The sequence below is a fragment of the Uliginosibacterium sp. H1 genome (assembly GCF_036017065.1).
Lineage (GTDB): Bacteria > Pseudomonadota > Gammaproteobacteria > Burkholderiales > Rhodocyclaceae > Uliginosibacterium.
Genome location: NZ_JAYXHR010000004.1, coordinates 183,252 through 202,297, shown reverse-complemented (window position 1 = coordinate 202,297; position 19,046 = coordinate 183,252). Strand labels below are relative to the sequence as shown.

Below are 19,046 nucleotides of genomic sequence, written 5' to 3'. Positions count from 1 at the left end.
GCTACGCGGTTCAGCGCTTCGGCGGCTTCACCGCCGAATTGAAGGCATCGCTGGAGGCCTTGGCGACCTGTTCCATCGTCTTGCGGGCGGCGTCGAAGGTGTTCTGCAGGGCCTCGGCCGCGGCATGGCTGTTCATCGGCATGCCCTGCAGGAAGTTCTGCATCGCCTCGATCATGTCCTGGCTGCCGCTGGCCAGCTGGGCGCTGACCATCTTGCTCATCTCGCCCTGCACTTCTGCGGTGATTTCCGCGATGCTGCGGCTGCAGGAAAACATCTGTTCCGCCGCCTGCTGGGCGTAGCGGGCACGCAGCTCCATGGCCTCCTGCGGCGTCTTGACCTGGCTCATCGCGCGGGCGCTTTCCACCCCGCCCTCGAACATGTCGCGGGCCACCTGCATCTGCAATTGCAGGATGCGTTGGGAATTTTCGATCGACAACTGAGCCAAACGAACTGCGGATTCGAGGTTCTTTTTCTGCAGAGCGGCAACGGCTTGCTCGGGCTTGCTGGACATTGTTGGACTCCCGTTCTGGTGTGGGGTAGAAGCGGTGATGACTGCAAATTCCTTGCCCGACCCTCGTCGGCCGGTTATGCCATAGGCTTGAAACATAGCATCGCACCGGCCCTGGCGCGAGGCGCTGCATGTCTCAGCCCCGCACCATACCGCGATCCGGGCCGGCTTGAAACCTGAGGAATCTCCCCAATCTTGGAGGGAACCCCAGGATCCAGGAGATTTCCATGCGCATCGACAAACTCACCACCAAATTCCAGCAAGCCCTGGCCGACGCCCAGAGTCTTGCCGTCGGCCATGACAGCCAGTACATCGAGCCCCAGCACCTGCTGCTGGCGCTGCTGCAACAGGAAGACAGCGGCGCCGGCCCGCTGCTGGCGCGCGCCGGCGTCAACGTTCCGCCGCTGAAGGCCGCGCTGGACCGCGCCATCGACAACCTGCCACAGGTGCAGGGCCACGGCGGCGAGGTGCAGGTCGGGCGCGACCTGTCCAACCTGCTGAACCTCACCGACCGCGAGGCGCAGAAGCGCGGCGACCAGTACATCGCCAGTGAAATGTTCCTGCTTGCGCTCACCGAGGACAAAGGTCCGACCGGCCGCCTGCTGAAGGAGCATGGTGGCGCGCGCAAGGCGCTGGAAGCGGCCATCGAGGCCGTTCGCGGCGGCGCGGCCGTCGATAGCCAGGAGGCCGAAACCCAGCGCGAATCGCTGAAGAAGTACTGCCTGGACCTCACCGAGCGCGCCCGCAGCGGCAAGCTGGACCCGGTGATCGGCCGCGACGACGAGATCCGCCGAGCGATCCAGATCCTGCAGCGCCGCACCAAGAACAACCCGGTGCTGATCGGCGAGCCCGGCGTCGGCAAGACCGCCATCGTCGAGGGTCTGGCCCAGCGCATCATCAATGAAGAGGTGCCCGAGAGCCTGAAGGGCAAGCGCGTGCTGTCGCTGGACATGGCCGCATTGCTGGCCGGCGCCAAGTACCGCGGCGAATTCGAGGAACGCCTGAAGGCGGTGCTCAACGACATCGCCAAGGAAGAAGGCCGCATCATCGTCTTCATCGACGAGATCCACACCATGGTCGGTGCCGGCAAGGCCGAGGGGGCGATCGATGCCGGCAACATGCTGAAGCCGGCGCTCGCCCGTGGCGAGCTGCACTGCATCGGCGCGACCACCCTGGACGAGTACCGCAAGTACATCGAGAAGGACGCCGCGCTGGAGCGCCGCTTCCAGAAGGTGCTGGTCGACGAGCCGAGCGTGGAGAGCACCATCGCCATCCTGCGCGGCCTGCAGGAGAAGTACGAGCTGCACCACGGCGTGGACATCACCGACCCCGCCATCGTTGCCGCGGCCGAGCTGTCGCACCGCTACATCACCGACCGCTTCCTGCCGGACAAGGCCATCGACCTGATCGACGAAGCCGCCGCGCGCATCAAGATGGAAATCGACTCCAAGCCGGAGTCGATGGACAAGCTCGACCGCCGCATCATCCAGCTGAAGATCGAACGCGAGGCGGTGAAGAAGGAGAAGGACGAGGCCTCGCAGCGCCGCCTGGGCCTGATCGAGGACGAGATCGCGCGCCTGGAGAAGGAGTATTCCGACCTCGACGAGGTGTGGAAGGCCGAGAAAGCGCAGGTCGCTGGCAGCCAGCACATCAAGGAGGCCATCGAGCAGCTCCGCGTGCAGATGGATGAAGCCAAGCGCCGTGGCGACTGGCAGAAGATGAGCGAACTGCAGTACGGAGAACTACCCAAGCTGGAGGCGCAGCTGAAGGAAGCGGAATCCGCCCAGTCTGCCCCGCAGGCCAACCGCCTGCTGCGCACGCAGGTCGGTGCGGAGGAGATCGCCGAGGTGGTGTCACGCGCCACCGGCATTCCGGTCGCCAAGATGCTGCAGGGCGAGCGTCAGAAGCTGCTGCAGATGGAAGACAAGCTGCATGAGCGGGTCATCGGCCAGGACGAGGCCGTGCGGCTGGTGTCGGATGCCATCCGCCGCTCGCGCGCCGGCCTGTCGGACGAGAACCGCCCCTACGGCAGCTTCCTGTTCCTCGGCCCCACCGGCGTCGGCAAGACCGAGCTGTGCAAGACGCTGGCGAACTTCCTGTTCGACAGCGAGGAGCACCTCATCCGCATCGACATGAGCGAATTCATGGAGAAGCACTCGGTATCGCGCCTCATCGGCGCGCCTCCCGGCTACGTCGGCTACGACGAGGGCGGCTACCTGACCGAACAGGTGCGGCGCAAGCCCTACTCCGTGATCCTCTTCGACGAGGTGGAGAAGGCGCACCCGGACGTTTTCAACGTGCTGTTGCAGGTGCTGGATGACGGCCGCATGACCGATGGGCAGGGCCGCACCGTGGACTTCAAGAACACGGTGATCGTGATGACCAGCAACCTCGGCAGCCAGATGATCCAGCAGATGGCCGGCGAAACCTACTCGGCGGTGAAAGCGGCCGTCATGGCGGAGGTGAAGACCTTCTTCCGGCCGGAGTTCATCAACCGCATCGACGAGGTGGTGGTATTCCACGCGCTGGCGGATGTGCATATCCAGAACATCGCGAAGATCCAGCTCGGCTATCTGCAGAAACGCCTGGCAAAGCTGGAGATCGGCCTGCAGGTGTCCGACGCGGCGCTGGAGGAAGTGGCCAAGGCGGGCTTCGACCCGGTGTTCGGCGCGCGGCCGCTCAAGCGGGCGATCCAGGAGCACATCGAGAACCCGCTGGCACGCGAGATCCTGGAAGGAAAGTTCGGCAGCAAGGACACGGTGATCGTGGATACCGACAACGGCCACATCGCCTTCCACAAGCCGAACTGACAGCCCGGCCGGAACCGCCAGACCAACGGGCAGCCTGCGGGCTGCCCGCTCATGCCGCCTCAAGCCAGACGCATAAACGCCGTAATCCACGGGAGTGGTGTCCGTTCGACGGGACCACTCCCTTTTCGTGTTCATTGGCACCCTTGAAAGGCGGCTGCATTGACCACTCTTCCGCAACGGCAATGGACCTGGCTGCTGGCCATATGGGTCGGGCTCGCATTGTTCATTGCGGCCGCCGGCCTGTTCGTCGGCCGCCTGCTGGAAGAGCAGGCGCTGGCACCGATCCGTACCTTCCAGCTGCAGCGCGTCGCACGTCTCGCCGAAGGCCTGCAGACGAACCTGCGCAAGCCGGTGGAAGACATCCGCTCCCTGGCCGGCACGCGTGCGGTGCAGGCAGTCATTCCGCATTTTTCCCCCGCTGCGCTGGACCAGCTGGCCGACCAGTTCATGCTGCTGGCCAATGGCAACTCGCGCATCGACCAGTTGCGCCTGCTGGATGCCCGTGGCATGGAATGCCTTCGGATCAACCACCGCCACGGCATCAGCGAGCGGGTGGCGACCCAGGACCTGCAGGACAAGGCCGGCCGCTACTACTTCGAGCGCAGCCGGACGCTGGCACCCGGCCAGATCTTCGTATCCCGCATCGACCTCAACGTAGAGAACAACCGCATCGAGCAGCCCATCCAGCCGACGATGCGGGTCGCCACGCCGCTGCACGGGCCGGACGGCAGCCTGGCTGCGGTGCTGGTGCTCAACGTGGCCATCACCGAGCTGAGCACCAGCTTCCGGCGCGAAACGACGCCGGAGAATCCCGTGCTGTTCGCAGACCACGAGGGATACTGGCTGAAGGCGCCGCGGCCGGAACTGGAATGGGGTTTCCAGCTGGAACGCCCGGACGCGCGCATCGACCGATACGAGCTTGCACTCGCCGACGTGGTCAACCAGCCCGAGCGCCAGCAATTGCGCAGCCGCTCCGGCCTGTGGAGCCTGGACCGTACCGACCTGCCGGACCTGCCCGGCGTCGCCTTGCCGGGAGAACGCGGCCCGCAGGAGTTCAACGGCCTGCTGATCGCGACCTTCGTTCCTGAAGCCGTACTGCAGGAGGCCACCCGGCGCGGCCACGCGCTCACCTGGGTGCTGGCACTCGCGGTCTGGCTGTTGCTGGCAGTGGGCAGCACCGTGCTGATGATGGCTTTCGAAGCCCGCAAGCAGCAGGCCCATGCTGCCGAACAGGCGCGGGTCCGCCTCCGCCTTGCGTTGCTGGGCGGCAAGCTGTCGATGTGGATCTACGACTTCGACAAACCGGGCCTGTACCTAAACGCAAGCTGGGAACAGATCACCGGCCACTCGCAGGGCCCGCGCGACCTCGACGGCTGGCTGGCGCTGATGCATGCCAACGACTGCACCACCATCCGCAATGCGCTGGAGGCCATGGGCAGCGGCCGGCAGACGACCCTCGACACCGTGCTGCGGCTACGCCATCGGGATGGCAACTGGCTGACCCTGGCCTGCTACGGTGGCGTGGTGGAGTACGACGCCCAGGGCCGACCACGACAGGCCGCTGGCGTATTGCGCGACCAGTCGGCACTGGCCTACAGCGAGCGCCGCCTGCAGATGGCCTTGCGGGGGGGCGAGCTGTGCTGGTGGGACTGGCATCTGCCGAGCGACCGCATCGTGCTGGACGAACGCTTTTCGCAGATCACCGGCGTGGAATACCGACCAGACATTGCCCTGTCGGCCAACGCCATCCTCGGCACCCTGGTGCATCCGGACGACCTGGCGGACGTACAGGAATCCCTGCAGGCCCACTGCTCTGGCAAGACCGGTTTCTACGCCACCGAGACCCGGCTGCGCCGGGCCACCGGGGGCTGGGCCTGGGTGTCTTCGCGCGGCGAAGTGGTGGAGCGCGGCGAGGACGGCACCGCCGTGCGGATCGTCGGCACCTTTCACGACATCACTCCGCGCAAGGAACTGCAGCTCGCACTGATCGCGGAGCGGGCCTCGCTGGAGCAGAAGGTGGAGGAACGCACCCGCAACCTCGACCTCGCCCGGGCCGAGGCGGAGCGCGCCAACATGGCCAAGAACACCTTCCTGACCAACATCTCGCACGAGATGCGCACCCCGATGCACGGCATCATCGGCTTTGCAGACATGGGCGCCAAGCATGCCGGCCAGGCGCCGCCGGACCTGCTCGTCACCTACTTCGACTCGATCCGCCAGAGCGCCAGCCGGCTGCTGTCGCTGATCAACGACCTGCTGGACATCTCCAAGCTGGACAGCGGCATGATGAGCTTCCACCCGGAGCCGATCGACCCACGCTACCTGGTGGAGAGCCACACGGCCGAGCTAGAAGCCCTGGCGCGCCAGAAGAACCTGCGCTTCCGCGTCGAGCTTGCCCCTGACCTGCCGCAGATCGTGGCCGACCCGGTGCGCATCGGCCAGGTGCTGCGCAACCTGCTGGCCAACGCGATCCGCTATTCGCCCGAGGCCGGTGTCATCGCCATCACGGTTGACCGCGCCGGCAGGGCCTTGCGCTTCGTGGTCAGCGACGAAGGCTGCGGCATTCCGCCCGACGAGCTGGAGAGCATCTTCGAGAAATTCGTGCAGAGCACCCGCACCCAGTCGGGTGCAGGCGGCAGCGGCCTGGGGCTGTCTATCTGCAGGGAGATCGTCGCCCATCACGGCGGCCACATCCAAGCCTACAACAACCCCGAGCGCGGCAGTTCGTTCGAATTCGTGCTGCCGCTCGACAAGGAGGCAGCATGACGAGCCGACGGATTCTCGTCGTCGACGACGAGCCGATCAACCTTGCCCTCACCAAGGCTTTCTTCTTCGGCATGCCGGACGACGTGACGCTGGCCAGCTCCGGCACTCGCGCCCTGGAGCTGCTGGAAGACCCGCAGCAGCACTTCGACGTGGTGCTGCTCGACCTGATGATGCCGGGCCTGGACGGCTTCGAGGTGCTGCGCCGGATCCGCACCCACCCGCTGCACCGCGAACTGGCCGTGATCGTCCAGAGCGGCAACGGTGACGTCGGCCACATCGATCGCGCCATGCGCGGCGGCGCCAACGAGTACCTGGTGAAACCCTTCGTGCTCGACACCCTGCTCAGCGCACTGGGTCGGGTGTGCAGCGAACCCGGAACGCGCCAGTAGGCCAGTGGGGCAAGCCGGCCGCCCAGCAAAAAGGCCACGCAGTTGCGTGGCCTTTTTGCTGGGACCGGACAGGCTCAGATGGCTTGCTCGTTGGTCTCGCCAGTACGGATGCGCACCACCTGCTCCACCGAGGACACGAAGATCTTGCCGTCGCCGATCTTGCCGGTACGCGCCGACTTGACGATGGCCTCCACCGCCTGATCGACGATGCTGTCGGTCACCACCACTTCCACCTTGATCTTGGGCAGGAAGTCCACGACGTACTCGGCGCCGCGGTACAGCTCGGTGTGCCCCTTCTGGCGGCCGAAGCCCTTCACCTCGGTGACGGTCAGGCCGGTGATGCCCACTTCCGACAGTGCTTCGCGCACTTCGTCCAGCTTGAAAGGTTTGATGACGGCCTCGATCTTCTTCACGTCGTTCTCCGCGGTGAAAATGTAAGTCGTCCGGAGTATAGCGGATGGCGCAAGATCGCTGGGCGCAAGGGGCCGCCCAGCCCTCAGGCAGCGAGGCCGAGCGCCCGCCGCACCGCGGTCGTTACGTTGGCTGCATTGAAGGGCTTGACCACGTAACCACTGGCGCCGCCGGCGATGGCCGCCTGCACGGTTTCGCGCTCGGTCGCGCCCGTCACCATCAGCACCCGTACCGAAGGAAGTTCAGCCTTGATGGTCTGCAGGACTTCCAGGCCGTTGCTGCCCGGCATCTGCACATCCAGGCAGACCAGGGCCGGCTTGAGCCGGCGTACCACCTGCAGCGCAGACTCGCCGTCCTTGGCCTCGCCGATCACGTCCAGGCCGTCCTGGCGCAGGATGCCGCGCAGCATCGCCCGCGTCGTGTCGTTGTCGTCCACCACCACTACCGTTGAACTGGTCATCACTCCTCCGCTTCGCGCGCCTCGTCGCGCACTGCTACCACACGGTTGCGGCCCTGGGCCTTGGCGTCATACAAGGCATCGTCGGCCACCTTCAACAGGGCGTCGCCTCCCGGTCCGCTGCGCTGAGGCCAGGTGCAGGCCACGCCGATGCTCACCGTCACCATTCCTGACGCCGTGCCGGCATGCACCATGCCCAGCGCCAGCACTGCCTGCCGCATGCGCTCGGCCAGTGCGACGGCACCGTCCAGCGGCGTTTCCGGCAGGATCACCGCGAACTCCTCGCCGCCATAACGCGCCGCCAGGTCGGTGGGACGCTTCAGCTGCTCATGCAGCACGCGCGCCACGCTCCGCAGGCAGTCGTCGCCAGCCTGGTGCCCGTACAGGTCGTTGTACTGCTTGAAGCTGTCGACGTCGCACATCAGCATCGCCAGGCAGGAACCGTTGCGCGTGGCCCGCCCCCACTCACGGGTGAGGAACTCGTCGAACTGCCGCCGGTTTGCGATGCCCGTCAGACCATCGATCGCCGATAAGCGCAAAAGTTGCCGATTGGCTTCATCCAGGCGTCGGGTCAGCACGACCAGCGAATAGCGCATCTGGGCGATGCGCTGCATCGCGCGCACCTTGGCGGTCAGCACGAGCTCGCTGACCGGCTTCACGAGATAGTCGTCACCGCCCACCGCGATGCCACGCTCCAGGTCCTCGTCGCTGGTGCGCGCGGTCAGGAAGATGATCGGCGTCCATTCGCCATCGTTTTCCAGCTGGCGCAGGCGCTTGGCCACTTCGTAGCCGTTCATGCCCGGCATGATGATGTCCAGCAGCACCAGCTCCGGCCGGTGCTCCTTGAACATCTCGATGCCGCTGGGGCCGTCGCGCGCCATCAACGGCTCGATGCCGATCTTGCGCAGCTGGTGGCAGACCAGCGTCGCACTCGTGAGGGTGTCCTCGATGACCAGCGCTTTCATGCGGACGACTCCCGCTCGGTAATGCCCGACCAACGCACCCCTTCAATGGGTGTGCGAGCCGCGGGTGTTTGGATAGAATCCGTCTCTGGTCGAAAACGGCAGGAAACGATGAAGCCTTTAACTCTCATGGCCGGGCTGTTCGTCGTGCTGGTCGGACTTTCCGGCTGCGCAACCACCCACCCGGCAGTGCAGGCCGACGCTGGCGAATCCACCGCCCCGTCCCGCCCCGCGGCATCGCCAGCCAGCATCGCCGCGCTGGCGAGCCCGAACGACCGCAACCTGGGACTGGACACCGAGCTGCGCGACCCGCAGATGCGGCCGGCAGCCGCCACGGTGATCGTTCCGCTGGCACCGCCGCTGAAAACCATTGCCACCCGTGACCTGACCGTGGAAGCGCCGGATATCTGGGCGCGAATCAGACGTGGTTTCGGCATGCAGAATCTGTATGGCCCGCTCGTGGATGATCGCCAGCAATGGTATCTCGCGCGACCGCAGGCGCTCACCGTGATGTTCGAGCGCTCTCGCAAATATCTGTATCACGTCGTGATGGAGTTGGAAAAACGCGGCATGCCCACTGAACTGGCGCTGCTGCCGCTGGTGGAAAGCGCGTACAACCCCAACGCCCTGTCGTCGGCGAAGGCCGCCGGCCTGTGGCAGTTCATTCCGTCGACCGGCAAGAGCTTCCAGCTCGCGCAGAATTTCTGGGTGGACGAGCGTCGCGACATCATGGCCTCCACCGACGCCGCGCTGACCTACCTGCAGGCCATCTACGAGATGCACGGTGACTGGCACCTCGCGCTGGCGTCCTACAACTGGGGCGAGAACGCGGTGGCGCGCGCGGTGAACAACAACCGTGCAGCCGGCCTGCCGGTCGACTTCAACAGCCTGCGCATGCCCAACGAAACGCGCTATTACGTGCCCAAGCTGCAGGCCCTCAAGAACATCATCCTGCACGCCGAGCAATACCACGTCAGCCTGCCGGCGATTCCCAACACGCCCTACTTCGTGACGGTGCCGCGCCAGGACGGCATGGACGTCGCGCTGGCCGCGCGTCTGGCCGAGATGCCGCTGACCGAGTTCCGCGAACTGAACCCCAGCTACAACCGCCCGGTCATTCCCGGCCACAGCGACGCCCCGCTGCTGCTGCCGATCAGCAATGCACAACGCTTCGAGGCCAACCTGGCCCAGCACAACAGCCCGCTGATGAGCTGGCGCACCTACTCCGTGCCGAAGGCCGAGCGCGTCGAGCAGGTCGCCCAGCGCCTGCGCGTCCCGGTCGACACCCTGCGCACCGCCAACAGCCTGCCCCCCCGCGCCCGCCTGCGTGCCGGCTACACCCTGCTGGTGCCGGCCCAGGCGCAGGACCTGATTGCCAGCGCGCCTGTCTCCCCCTCCGAACGCAAGGCAACAACGCCTTCGGCGAAGACACAGGCCAAGGGCAAGCAGGCCACGCGCAGCGCCAGCAAGAAGGCGCCTGCCAAGCAGGCCAAGGCGCCCGCCCGCAAACCCCCGGTCCGCGTGAGCGCCGCAAGCGATCAGCGCGGCTGAGCCGCACCGGCCCCTCCTCCGCACCGGCCCCCTCATGTGGTCTGCACGCATCACCCTCGCCGCCATCGCGGCTCTGATGCTGTCGGCATGCAGCAGCACCCGCCTTGCCTCCACCTGGCACGCACCGGATGACCCGCGCACGCCCATGCGCAGGATCGCGCTCTTCGTCGCCCTGAAGGACACCGAGACCGCGCGCTTCATCGAGGACGAACTCAGCCGCAAGCCGCCGGAAGGCGTTGCCATCACGGCCGGCCACACGCTCGCCGTTTCGCCTGCCATGCCGTCCGACGAAGCCAAGGCCGCGCTCACCGGCAAAGGTTTCGAAGGCGCCATCGTCACCCGCCTGGTCACCGTGGACGAACGCGACGTCTACCATCCGCCGGAAGCCAATTTCGTCGGCGACCCCTGGGTGTTCGCCCCCCGCTACCGCAGCTTCTGGGGCTACTACCCGTACGCCTACACAACCCTGGTGTCGCCCGGCTACGTGAGCCGCGAACGCCGTTTCATCGTCGAGACCATCCTGTACCGCCTGCCGGAAGGCAAGCCGGCCTGGTCGGCCGTCACCGAAAGCCTCAACCCGGCTTCCACGCTCGTGATGATCAACGAGGTGCGCGCCATCGCCACCAAGCAGTTGCGCACGGCCGGCCTGATTCCGCCCGCCGCGCGCTGAGCCGGCTGTCGTCCCGCATGTCTGCAGCGCAGTCGCCCGGCTTTGCCCTGTTCGAAGACAACCTGGACCAGCAGCGCGCACTCCTGTTGCATGACTGCAAGACCTGCATCGAACTGCGTGCCGGCGATGACGTGGAGGCTTTCTTTTCCCGTCTGGACGAAGCCCGCGCTGACGGCGCCTGGCTGGGGCTGGTGGCGCGCTACGAGCTGGGCTACCTGCTCGAACCGCACTTGCGCCCCTTGCTGGAAGGCGACGGCTGGCTGCTGCGCGCATGGGTGTTCGGCCGGGCCAATGTCATGGAAGGCGGCACGCTGGATGCGTGGTGGCAGGCGCAGCTGGCAGCCTTGTCGCCGCAGCAGCGCGAGGCCGGGCTGCTCGGCCTGCAGCCGGAACGCCAGCAGGCGCAACATGTCGTGCAGGTCCGGCAGGTGCTGGATTACATCGCTGCGGGCGACTGCTACCAGGTCAATCTCACCTTCCCCTGCACGGCCAGGGCCTACGGCGATCCGCTCGCGCTCTACGCCCGCCTGCGCGCCGCACAGCCGGTACGGCACGGCGCCTTCATCGCCCACCAAGATGGCTGGCTGCTGTCGCGCTCGCCCGAACTCTTCGTCGCACGCCAGGGCAGTACCGTGCAATGCCGGCCCATGAAGGGCACCGCGCCACGCTCGCCGGACCCCGGCACCGACGCGGAACTCGGCCGCGCGCTGCAGGCCTCCGAGAAGAATCGCGCCGAGAACCTGATGATCGTCGACCTGATCCGCAACGATCTTGGCCGGCTCGCGCCACCGGGTGGCGTGCATGTCACCCGGCTGTTCGAGCTGGAGCCCTACCCGACGGTCTTCCAGATGACGTCAAGCATCGAGGCCGCCCCGGTGAACGCCCCCTTGCGCGACATCCTCGCCGCCCTCTTTCCCTGCGGCTCGGTCACCGGCGCGCCCAAGCTGCGGGCGATGGAGATCATCGCGGAACTGGAGGACACGCCACGCGACGCCTATTGCGGCGCGGTCGGCTGGCTGGCGCCGGACGGCGACTTCTCGTTCAACGTGCCCATCCGCACCCTGTTGCTGGACCGCCAGCGCGTGGGACGACTCAACGTCGGCAGCGGCATCGTCGCCGATTCCGACCCGGCGGCCGAGTATGCCGAATGCCTGGACAAGGCGAGCTTCGCCGGCGCGCTCGTCGGCGAGCTGCGGCTGATCGAAACCCTTCTGTGCGAGCCGGGCTCGCGGGACCTGCCGCGGCTCGCACGGCATCTTGAACGGCTGCGTCGCTCCACCGCGGAACTCGGTTGGCGCTACGACGAGGCAGGCCTCCGCGCAGCGCTGGTGGCCGCCTGCGCACCGTTGGCCAACGGGCCGCACCGGGTGCGCCTGCTGCTTGCACCCGACGGCTCCGCGGAAGTCACCACCGCGCCACTCGACCCGCTGGCACCCACGCAAAAGGTCGGCCTGGCCACCATGCGCCTGGAACCCGACGATCCCCGCCTGCGCTACAAGACGACCGCGCGTCGCTTCTACGACGACGCCCTGCGCGAGGCGATGGCTGCCGGACTGTTCGACATCCTGTTCCTCAATACGCGCGGCGAACTGTGCGAAGGCGCGCGCAGCAACGTCGTGCTGGAGCTCGAGGACGGCCTGTGGACGCCGCCGCTGGACTGCGGCCTGCTGCCCGGCGTGATGCGGGCAGAACTGCTGGACAGCGGACGGGTGAAGGAGAAGTTGCTGTACGAGCAGGACCTGCGCACGGCCCGGCGCATCTTCGTATGCAATGCGCTGCGCGGCCTGATTGAAGTCGGACTGGAGGATGTGGCGGAAACGCCATGAAGCATGGCCAAAAGAAAGCCCACGCATGCGTGGGCTTTTTCCTTACGACCGCAGCCCGGCCTATTGCGCGCTGCGACCCTTCACCCATTCATCGAACTGCTCGACCGTCATCGGCCGCGCAAGGTAGTAGCCCTGCATGACCTCGCAACCGAGATCCAGCAGGACCTGCTGCTGCTCCTCGGTTTCCACGCCTTCGGCCACCACACCCAGCGAACGGTTGCGGGCCAGCGAGATGATGGTGGCCGCGATGGCCCGATCCGCCGGATCGCCCACCACGGACTGCACGAAACTGCGGTCGATCTTCAGGCAGGTGGCCGGCAGGCGCGCCAGCTGGCTGAGGCTGGAGAAGCCGGTGCCGAAGTCATCCACCGCGAAGCGCACGCCCATCTCGCGCAGCTCGTTGAGATGGCCCAGCACCATGTCATGGTCTTCCAGGCCGACGGATTCCGTGATCTCGAACACCAGGCGCTCGGCCGGCACATCGGCGTAGGCAATCATCTGGCGCACGCGGCGCGAGAAGTCCTCGGCACGGAACTGCACCGGTGAAATGTTGATCGACAGGTCCAGCTTGTCGAGCCCCAGGCGACGCCAGGCCGCGAGGCGATCCAGCGCCATCTCGATGACCCACAGGCCCAGCTCGTGGATCATGCCGGTGCGTTCGGCCAGCGGGATGAAACGGTCCGGCGTGACCATCTCGCCGTAGTCGTTGCGCCAGCGCAGCAGCGCTTCCACGCCCACCAGTTCGCCGGTGGTGGCATTGACCTGCGGCTGGTAGTTGACCGACAGGCCGCGACGGAAATCGATGGCGGCGCGCAGGCTGTGCAGCAGCGACACGCGGGTCTGCACGTCGTCGCTCATCTCGCGCGAGAACATGCTGTGCGCACCGCCGCCAGCCATGCGTGCCTGGTTGAGCGCGAGGTTGGCGTTGCGCAGCAACTCCACCGCGCCACCCTTGGTGTCGGCCACCCGCACGATGCCCAGGCGAACCTGCACGGCCAGGGCATGGCCATGTACGAAGAACGGCGCCTCGAAGGCGCGGCGGATCGCCGTCGGGTCGATGGCGCCTTCCGGTCCGTACAGGCCGAAGGCGTCACCAGCGATGCGTGCCATCGTGACGCCACTGCCGGCGGCCGCGCGCAGGCGCTTGGCCACCGCGATCAACAAGGTGTCGCCACAACGGTGACCCAGCGCGTCGTTGATGTCGGAAAAGCGCACCACGTCGGCAATCGCCAGGCAGCGCTGGCCACCCTGGCGGGCGAACAGGTCCTGGTCGACATCGGCCAGGAAGCGCGTGCGGTTCGGCAGGTGCGTCAGCGGGTCGAAGAAGGCGAAGAAATCCAGCCGTTCGATGAGATCCACGTTCTCGAAGCCCACCGCGAGGCTGGCCGCGAACAGGCTGAGCAGGCGCTTTTCGAGTTCGGTGATCGGGCGGCCGACGTCGAAGTAGGCCACCGCATCACGGGTACCGCCACCCAGGCACATGGCGAAGGTGGCATCGTCGAAGACACAGGTCTTGGCTGCCAGGCAGCGACGCACGACGCGTTGCATCTCGCCCTCGCCCACCTTGTCGAGCGAGGCGCCGATCAGCGGCGCGAAGCGGCCGGCCGCATGCAGCACCTGCAGCCCGGCATCGATCGGGTCGGGCGTACTGGGAGGTTCCACGCAGACTACGCCATGAGCCGTGACGCCCATCATCTGCGCGATGCGCTCCAGCAGGCTGCGGGCGTATTCGCGCGCAGAGCGGATGCGGAACAGGGAATTGGCGGAATGCGCGACATCGGCCAGGCCGCGGTTGCTGGCCTCGATGGATTCCAGCTGGGCGTAGGCGCGGATCGCGGCCGTCAGCGTGGTGATCAGCCGGGTCTGGGTGAGCTCGGACTTGGTACGGTAATCGTTGATGTCATAGCGGCGGATCACCTCCAGCTCGGGGGCATACCCTGGCTGGCCGGTGCGCAGCACGATGCGCAGGGTGCGCAGGCCGATCTGGTCGCGGATCGTCTCCACGAGGCCCAGGCCGGCATGCGGCGTTTCCATGACCACGTCCAGCATGGCCACGGCCACGCCGGGCACGGAACGCAATACGGATTCGGCCTCGATGGCGCTGTGGGCGTGCAGCAGTTCGAGCGGGCGGCCGTCTACCTCGACGCCGCGCAGGGCGAACGCGGTGGCGCGGTGCACCTCCTCGTCGTCGTCGGTAATGAGGACCCGCCAGGGCGGCGCAGTGCTGCCCCGGACGTTGCCAAGCTGGCTGTCATCGCTTTCGTCAGCGAACAGGAAGGGATCGTCCGGCGTCTCCGAACCCGCCCGACGCGTCGGCATGAAGCCACCGATCATCGATCCATTCCCCCCTTGGCGAAGAAGCTGTTCCGGTCTGTTCCTGCCATCTTTTGTGCTGGACCTTGCTGGCCTGTCTCCTGTTATCGGCGCCGCTTACCAAAACCTTACGACTTTCGGCCTACGGGTGGCCGGCGGCGAGCCTTGGTGTTTCTACGTATCTGCCCGCCGCGCTGCCCATGAGTGGCTCGCCTGGTCGCAGAAGCGCGCCATCTGCAGGTCGAGTTCGGTCACGCCGCCCGCACTGTGGGTGCTGAGCAGGACGTCCACACGGTTGTAGACGTTGGACCATTCGGGGTGGTGGTCGAGCTTTTCCGCCATGAGCGCCACGCGGGTCATGAAGGCGAAAGCCTGATTGAAATCCGTGAAGGTGAACTGGCGGCGGATTGCGTCACGACCATCGACGCGTTGCCAGTCCGGCAAGGTACTCAGGGCCTGCTGTAGCTGGGATTCCTCCAGCCGTGTCGGTCTCATCCAACTCTCCTGCTACGAGTTCCGTACCGAGGTTCCACCGCGTCAACGTTGGCGCGGCGGGCATCGACATGCCATCAAGCATGTCGCGACCGAAGCTTAATGTTTACTGCAAAGAAAAATCAACGCGAGCACCCGGTCTGTCTGAATTTTCTTTGGTCGCTACATTCGGCGCATTGATGATGAAAAGGCGTTCGCCCGCCACCTTCCCTTTATCCACCAGCCAGTTGCGCACGGCCTGGGCACGACTGCGCGCCAACGCCTGGATGTCGCCATCACTGATTTTCACGTTTGCCAGCAGGCGCGTTTCCATCTCCGCGACCGGCACATCGCGCTGCATGCCGATGAGGTTGCGCGGCTTGTCCATGGGCTCGGCGCGATAGGCCTCGGCCAGCAACTGCGGATACTCCTGCGGCGTAATGACAAGCTCTTCCACCGAGCCGACGGCCTCGCCCCGCTTCACCATGGCCTGCGCCTTGAGGCTGCGCAGCTTCGCCTGCAGCTGGGCCCGGCGCACCGCGTCCAGCTCGCGTTGCGCGTCGGCGTGGCCGGCAATCTCCAGCTTGAGGGCCGGACGCGAGGCCAGGGCTTTCGACAAGGCCTGCAGCTTTCCTTCCGCTTCGGCATCCAGCTTGGCGGTGCCGGGTGCAAACGCGACATAGGCAAGGTCCACGTCCTCACCCCCGCTCACCATCGAGGCCAGCAAGGAGAACGGCGCGGTGACCGCGCGGGTGATCAGGTTGCCGATCACTCTCAGGATGACGCCGCCGACGGAGAACTGCGGATCGTCCAGCGACCCGGACACTGGCAGGTTGATGTCGATGTCGCCACGGCTGTCTCGTAGCACGGCCACGGCGAGCATGACCGGCAGCTTGGTGGCGTCGGGGCTGTCGACCTTCTCGCCGAACGTCAGCTGGTTGAGCACCACATGGTTTTGCGCGACCAGCCTGCGGTTCTCGATCTTGTAGGCAAGGTCCAGCGACAGCCGTCCGCGGGTGATGCCATAGCCGATGTACTTGCTGGAGTACGTCGAGGCGCCGGTCAGATCGACGCCGCTGACGCGCGCCTTGATGTCGAGGAACTGGTCGCGCCGCAAGGGATTGAGGCGCCCGTCGATGACCAGCGGGGCCGAGCGGTCCACGCTGCCGTCCACCCTCAGGGTGGCGATCGAGTCCGGCGCGGAAGACAGCCCCGACAGGCTGCCTTTCAGCTCGGTGAGCATGGCGTCGTAGTTGGGCCGGATCAGGCGATCGGTGTACGCGACGTTGCCGCCGTTCAGCACGATGCGCCCGATCGACACCGGCGGGAGATCCTTCCTGGGTGCCGGCACGGGCGCGGATGCCACCTGCGTCTGCGACCGTGCATCCTGCAGGCGCGCGTCCTCTTCGTCGCGTTGCGCCTGCGTCAGCTCCCGCAGGTTGAGCTCCCCGTCCGCACTGAGGATCAGCCGGGTGTACAGATCCTCCAGCAGGACTTCGTCCGCCTTGAACGACAGCGGTGACAGGCTGAGGTCGATGCCGGTCAGGCCGAAGGTCTTCCAGCGCAGGAAGTCGGCATCGTTGATCTGGTCGAACGAGTTGAAATCGGCCAGCGCCAGCGAACCAACATACGCGAATTTCGGCTCGTCCAGGCGGGTGAGGTCGAAGCGCAACCGGCCGTCCGCCGACAATGCCCCACGCGTCAGCAACACCCGGTAGCGCTCGCTCAGCCACGGCTGGGCAGGCAGGATGTCCACGCTCTTCAGGCTCACCTTCAGGTCGCCGCGCAGCGGCAACAGGCCCAGGCTGCCCGCCACGTTGACGCGCCCCCCCTTGTTGACCCGGCCCTTCATCTGCACACGGGCTTCACGCCCCTGCCGGGTGCTCAGTCCTTCCAGCAGGACTTCCTCTTCCACCACGTCCATGACCACCGGATTGCGTTCCTGGCTACGGTCCTCGTAGCGGACGGCCCATTCGCGCAGTTCGGTGCGCTTGATGTCGACCTCCCAGGTCGGCTCCGCCGCGCGCTTGCGTGCGTCCGCCGCGGGCGCCGAGCCGGTCACCGCGGCGAGGCGCTCCTGCGACACGCCGACGCTCGCCGCCACCTCCTGGACGACTTCGCGTGCAGCCTCCTGCGCATCCTCGCGACCGCCACTCACCGCCGCGACGATGTCGACCCCGCGTTTGTCGCGCAGCACCCGGGCACGCACCTTCGTCGACTTCGCCAGCTCGACCGCCACCGTGCGTGCCTTGCCATCCACCGCCACGCCCTCCAGCGACGCATCCGGCACCTGTATCAGCGGCGTCGCCACACCGCGACGCGACAGGCTGAACCCGCTCAGGCCGAGCTGGCCGCCCTCCACTTTCCAGCCCAGCTCGCCACCGGCGTCCGCGACGCTGTAGCGCGCCAGCAGCCGTGCCTTGCCGCGCACGTCGGCGTTGGGCAGCAGGCGGGCGTAATAGGGGCGCAGGCGTTCCAGCAGCAGGCCGGTCGCCGTCGCCTCACCGCTTGCGCTCAGCGGGCTGAGCCTAAAGCGTCCTTCATGGGTGAACTGTTCGCCGTCCGCGGCATCGGCCTTCAGGCTGAGGCTGGCTTCGGTCTTGCCGGAGAGGTCGAAGTTCTCCATGCGGACTTCCAGCGGCGTGAGCTTGAGGTCGTAGTTCCCGGGCACGGATTCGTCGCGCAGGTGCAGGCCGGACTGGGTGACCACCAGGCTACGGATGGTCACCACCGGCGCGGCCGCGGGTCTGGCGCCCGCCACCGGGGCGGATGCCGGCTTGGGCGCGGGTTTGCTCGCGGCCGGCGCGGGGCGCAGGCGTTCGAGATTGATCTTGCCGTCGCGGTCGCGCAGGACGCTCAGGTCCGCGCCGCCCAGGGTGATGGCTGCGATGTCCGCGCGCAGGGGGCGCGCCAGTGGCTCCACGCGGGTGAGGTCAATGTCCAGCGTCTTCCACGACACCACCGGCGCATTGGCCATGTCCGCCAGCGCGAAATCCGCCGCATGCACCTTGCCGGAGATGGTCAGCGTCGCGTCGCCACTGGCCGGCTGCGCCCAGGTCAGCTTGAGGTCCAGCCCCAGCCGGCCGGACTTGAGCTGTACCGGCAAGCCGGCCGGCAGGTAGGTCAGGTAGGACGTCAACGCGGTGGGCGCCAGCGTCAACGCCAGGCTGGCCTCACGGTGGTCGGTCGAGAACGGCCGCACCTGCCCCTGCAGGTCCAGTTCTGCCCCGTTGATGCGAGCCGCCACCCGCGGCTCGACGAAGCTGTCCACCCGTGAGGGGACGTTGGACAGGAAAGGCAGGCTGATGGTCAGGCCGTCGATTTCATGGCGGGTGGCCTCCGGCTGGTCGACATAGCGCAGGCTGCCACCGCTCAGCTGGATGTTGGCGACCGAGAAGCGGACCGGTTCGTCGTCCTCGTCGGCCGCCTTGGGCGGCCTGGCGGCAATGCGGTCGACGATGTCGGAGAAGTTGAAGCGCCCGTCCCGCAGACGTTCGATGTTCACGCCCGGCTCGTCCACCCGCAGTTCCCGCAGCACGGGCCCGCCGACGAACAACGAGCTGAGCTGCGCATCGGCCAGCAGGCTGCCGATGCGGACGAATTCGCCCTGGCCGTCGGCCTCGGCGATCCGCAGGCCACGCAGCCCCAGCTGCAGGCGGAACGGATCCAGCGTCAGCGCCTCGATGCTGACCTTGCGCCCCAGGGCCTCGCCGGCGGCCTGTTCGACCTTCCCCTTGATCCAGGGCGGCAGCACCAGGTAACCCAGCACGGCGACCAGCGCCACGAGGCAGGCCAGGGAAATGGCCGCCCATTTCAGGCGGCGGCGCGCCTGCCCACCCACCCTGGCCCAGACCCGCTGCAATCGCTCGCGCATGCTTGAACTCCACACGGAATGACGGCCAGATTACCAGC

General features: G+C 66.8%; 13 protein-coding genes. 6 read left to right on the top strand and 7 right to left on the bottom strand.

The annotated features are described in order from the left end of the window. Nucleotides 1-10: 10 nt before the first annotated feature. The gene (locus VVD47_RS20020) at nucleotides 11-607 is read right to left on the bottom strand and encodes a phasin family protein (RefSeq protein WP_327605296.1); all 597 of its coding nucleotides are present in this window, start codon (nucleotides 605-607) and stop codon (nucleotides 11-13) included. A 128-nt stretch (nucleotides 608-735) separates the two neighbouring features. Here VVD47_RS20020 and clpB point away from each other — a divergent pair, with 128 nt between their 5' ends. From clpB to VVD47_RS20005, 3 genes are all read left to right on the top strand, one after another. Further along, complete coding sequence (gene clpB, locus VVD47_RS20015) at nucleotides 736-3,318, top strand: ATP-dependent chaperone ClpB (RefSeq protein WP_327605295.1); 2,583 nt, start codon at nucleotides 736-738, stop codon at nucleotides 3,316-3,318. 159 nt (nucleotides 3,319-3,477) lie between these two features. Next, on the top strand, nucleotides 3,478-6,084 hold the full coding sequence (locus VVD47_RS20010; protein ID WP_327605294.1) for an ATP-binding protein: 2,607 nt from the start codon (nucleotides 3,478-3,480) through the stop codon (nucleotides 6,082-6,084). Next, nucleotides 6,081-6,473 carry a response regulator gene (locus VVD47_RS20005; RefSeq protein ID WP_327605293.1) on the top strand — a complete coding sequence of 131 codons (393 nt, stop codon included), beginning with the start codon at nucleotides 6,081-6,083 and terminating at the stop codon, nucleotides 6,471-6,473. Before VVD47_RS20010 ends, VVD47_RS20005 begins: the two co-directional genes overlap by 4 nt. A 74-nt stretch (nucleotides 6,474-6,547) precedes the next feature. Here VVD47_RS20005 and VVD47_RS20000 read toward each other — a convergent pair whose 3' ends face one another. From VVD47_RS20000 to VVD47_RS19990, 3 genes are all read right to left on the bottom strand, one after another. Beyond that, nucleotides 6,548-6,886, bottom strand: a complete 339-nt coding sequence (locus tag VVD47_RS20000) for a P-II family nitrogen regulator (protein WP_327605292.1) — start codon at nucleotides 6,884-6,886, stop codon at nucleotides 6,548-6,550. A gap of 83 nt (nucleotides 6,887-6,969) precedes the next feature. Then, nucleotides 6,970-7,344 (bottom strand): response regulator, encoded by a 375-nt coding sequence (locus VVD47_RS19995; RefSeq protein WP_327605291.1) that lies wholly within the window; start codon nucleotides 7,342-7,344, stop codon nucleotides 6,970-6,972. Then, nucleotides 7,344-8,306 carry a GGDEF domain-containing response regulator gene (locus VVD47_RS19990; protein ID WP_327605290.1) on the bottom strand — a complete coding sequence of 321 codons (963 nt, stop codon included), beginning with the start codon at nucleotides 8,304-8,306 and terminating at the stop codon, nucleotides 7,344-7,346. Before VVD47_RS19990 ends, VVD47_RS19995 begins: the two co-directional genes overlap by 1 nt. Before the next feature lie 108 nt (nucleotides 8,307-8,414). On the opposite strand from VVD47_RS19990, the gene VVD47_RS19985 reads away from it, so the two are divergent. The 3 genes from VVD47_RS19985 to pabB are packed head-to-tail and all read left to right on the top strand — an operon-like array spanning nucleotide 8,415 to nucleotide 12,350. After that, nucleotides 8,415-9,854 carry a transglycosylase SLT domain-containing protein gene (locus VVD47_RS19985; RefSeq protein WP_327605289.1) on the top strand — a complete coding sequence of 480 codons (1,440 nt, stop codon included), beginning with the start codon at nucleotides 8,415-8,417 and terminating at the stop codon, nucleotides 9,852-9,854. 34 nt (nucleotides 9,855-9,888) lie between these two features. Then, nucleotides 9,889-10,524 carry a hypothetical protein gene (locus VVD47_RS19980; protein WP_327605288.1) on the top strand — a complete coding sequence of 212 codons (636 nt, stop codon included), beginning with the start codon at nucleotides 9,889-9,891 and terminating at the stop codon, nucleotides 10,522-10,524. A gap of 17 nt (nucleotides 10,525-10,541) precedes the next feature. Continuing rightward, nucleotides 10,542-12,350 (top strand): aminodeoxychorismate synthase component I, encoded by a 1,809-nt coding sequence (gene pabB / locus VVD47_RS19975; protein ID WP_327605287.1) that lies wholly within the window; start codon nucleotides 10,542-10,544, stop codon nucleotides 12,348-12,350. Nucleotides 12,351-12,410: 60 nt separating this feature from the next. On the opposite strand, the gene VVD47_RS19970 is transcribed toward pabB, so the two are convergent. From VVD47_RS19970 to VVD47_RS19960, 3 genes are all read right to left on the bottom strand, one after another. Further along, nucleotides 12,411-14,669 (bottom strand): EAL domain-containing protein, encoded by a 2,259-nt coding sequence (locus VVD47_RS19970; RefSeq protein WP_327605286.1) that lies wholly within the window; start codon nucleotides 14,667-14,669, stop codon nucleotides 12,411-12,413. Between the two features lie 168 nt (nucleotides 14,670-14,837). Next, nucleotides 14,838-15,158 (bottom strand): 4a-hydroxytetrahydrobiopterin dehydratase, encoded by a 321-nt coding sequence (locus VVD47_RS19965; protein ID WP_327605285.1) that lies wholly within the window; start codon nucleotides 15,156-15,158, stop codon nucleotides 14,838-14,840. 103 nt (nucleotides 15,159-15,261) lie between these two features. Then, on the bottom strand, nucleotides 15,262-19,008 hold the full coding sequence (locus VVD47_RS19960) for a DUF748 domain-containing protein (protein WP_327605284.1): 3,747 nt from the start codon (nucleotides 19,006-19,008) through the stop codon (nucleotides 15,262-15,264). Nucleotides 19,009-19,046: the final 38 nt, after the last annotated feature.

Coding starts and splice junctions, on each gene's coding strand:
- VVD47_RS20020 (WP_327605296.1), bottom strand. CDS start 607: ATGTTTCAAGCCTATGGCATAACCGGCCGACGAGGGTCGGGCAAGGAA.
- clpB (WP_327605295.1), top strand. CDS start 736: ATGCGCATCGACAAACTCACCACCAAATTCCAGCAAGCCCTGGCCGAC.
- VVD47_RS20005 (WP_327605293.1), top strand. CDS start 6,081: ATGACGAGCCGACGGATTCTCGTCGTCGACGACGAGCCGATCAACCTT.
- VVD47_RS19995 (WP_327605291.1), bottom strand. CDS start 7,344: ATGACCAGTTCAACGGTAGTGGTGGTGGACGACAACGACACGACGCGG.
- VVD47_RS19990 (WP_327605290.1), bottom strand. CDS start 8,306: ATGAAAGCGCTGGTCATCGAGGACACCCTCACGAGTGCGACGCTGGTC.
- VVD47_RS19985 (WP_327605289.1), top strand. CDS start 8,415: ATGAAGCCTTTAACTCTCATGGCCGGGCTGTTCGTCGTGCTGGTCGGA.
- VVD47_RS19980 (WP_327605288.1), top strand. CDS start 9,889: ATGTGGTCTGCACGCATCACCCTCGCCGCCATCGCGGCTCTGATGCTG.
- pabB (WP_327605287.1), top strand. CDS start 10,542: ATGTCTGCAGCGCAGTCGCCCGGCTTTGCCCTGTTCGAAGACAACCTG.
- VVD47_RS19970 (WP_327605286.1), bottom strand. CDS start 14,669: ATGCCGACGCGTCGGGCGGGTTCGGAGACGCCGGACGATCCCTTCCTG.
- VVD47_RS19965 (WP_327605285.1), bottom strand. CDS start 15,158: ATGAGACCGACACGGCTGGAGGAATCCCAGCTACAGCAGGCCCTGAGT.
- VVD47_RS19960 (WP_327605284.1), bottom strand. CDS start 19,008: ATGCGCGAGCGATTGCAGCGGGTCTGGGCCAGGGTGGGTGGGCAGGCG.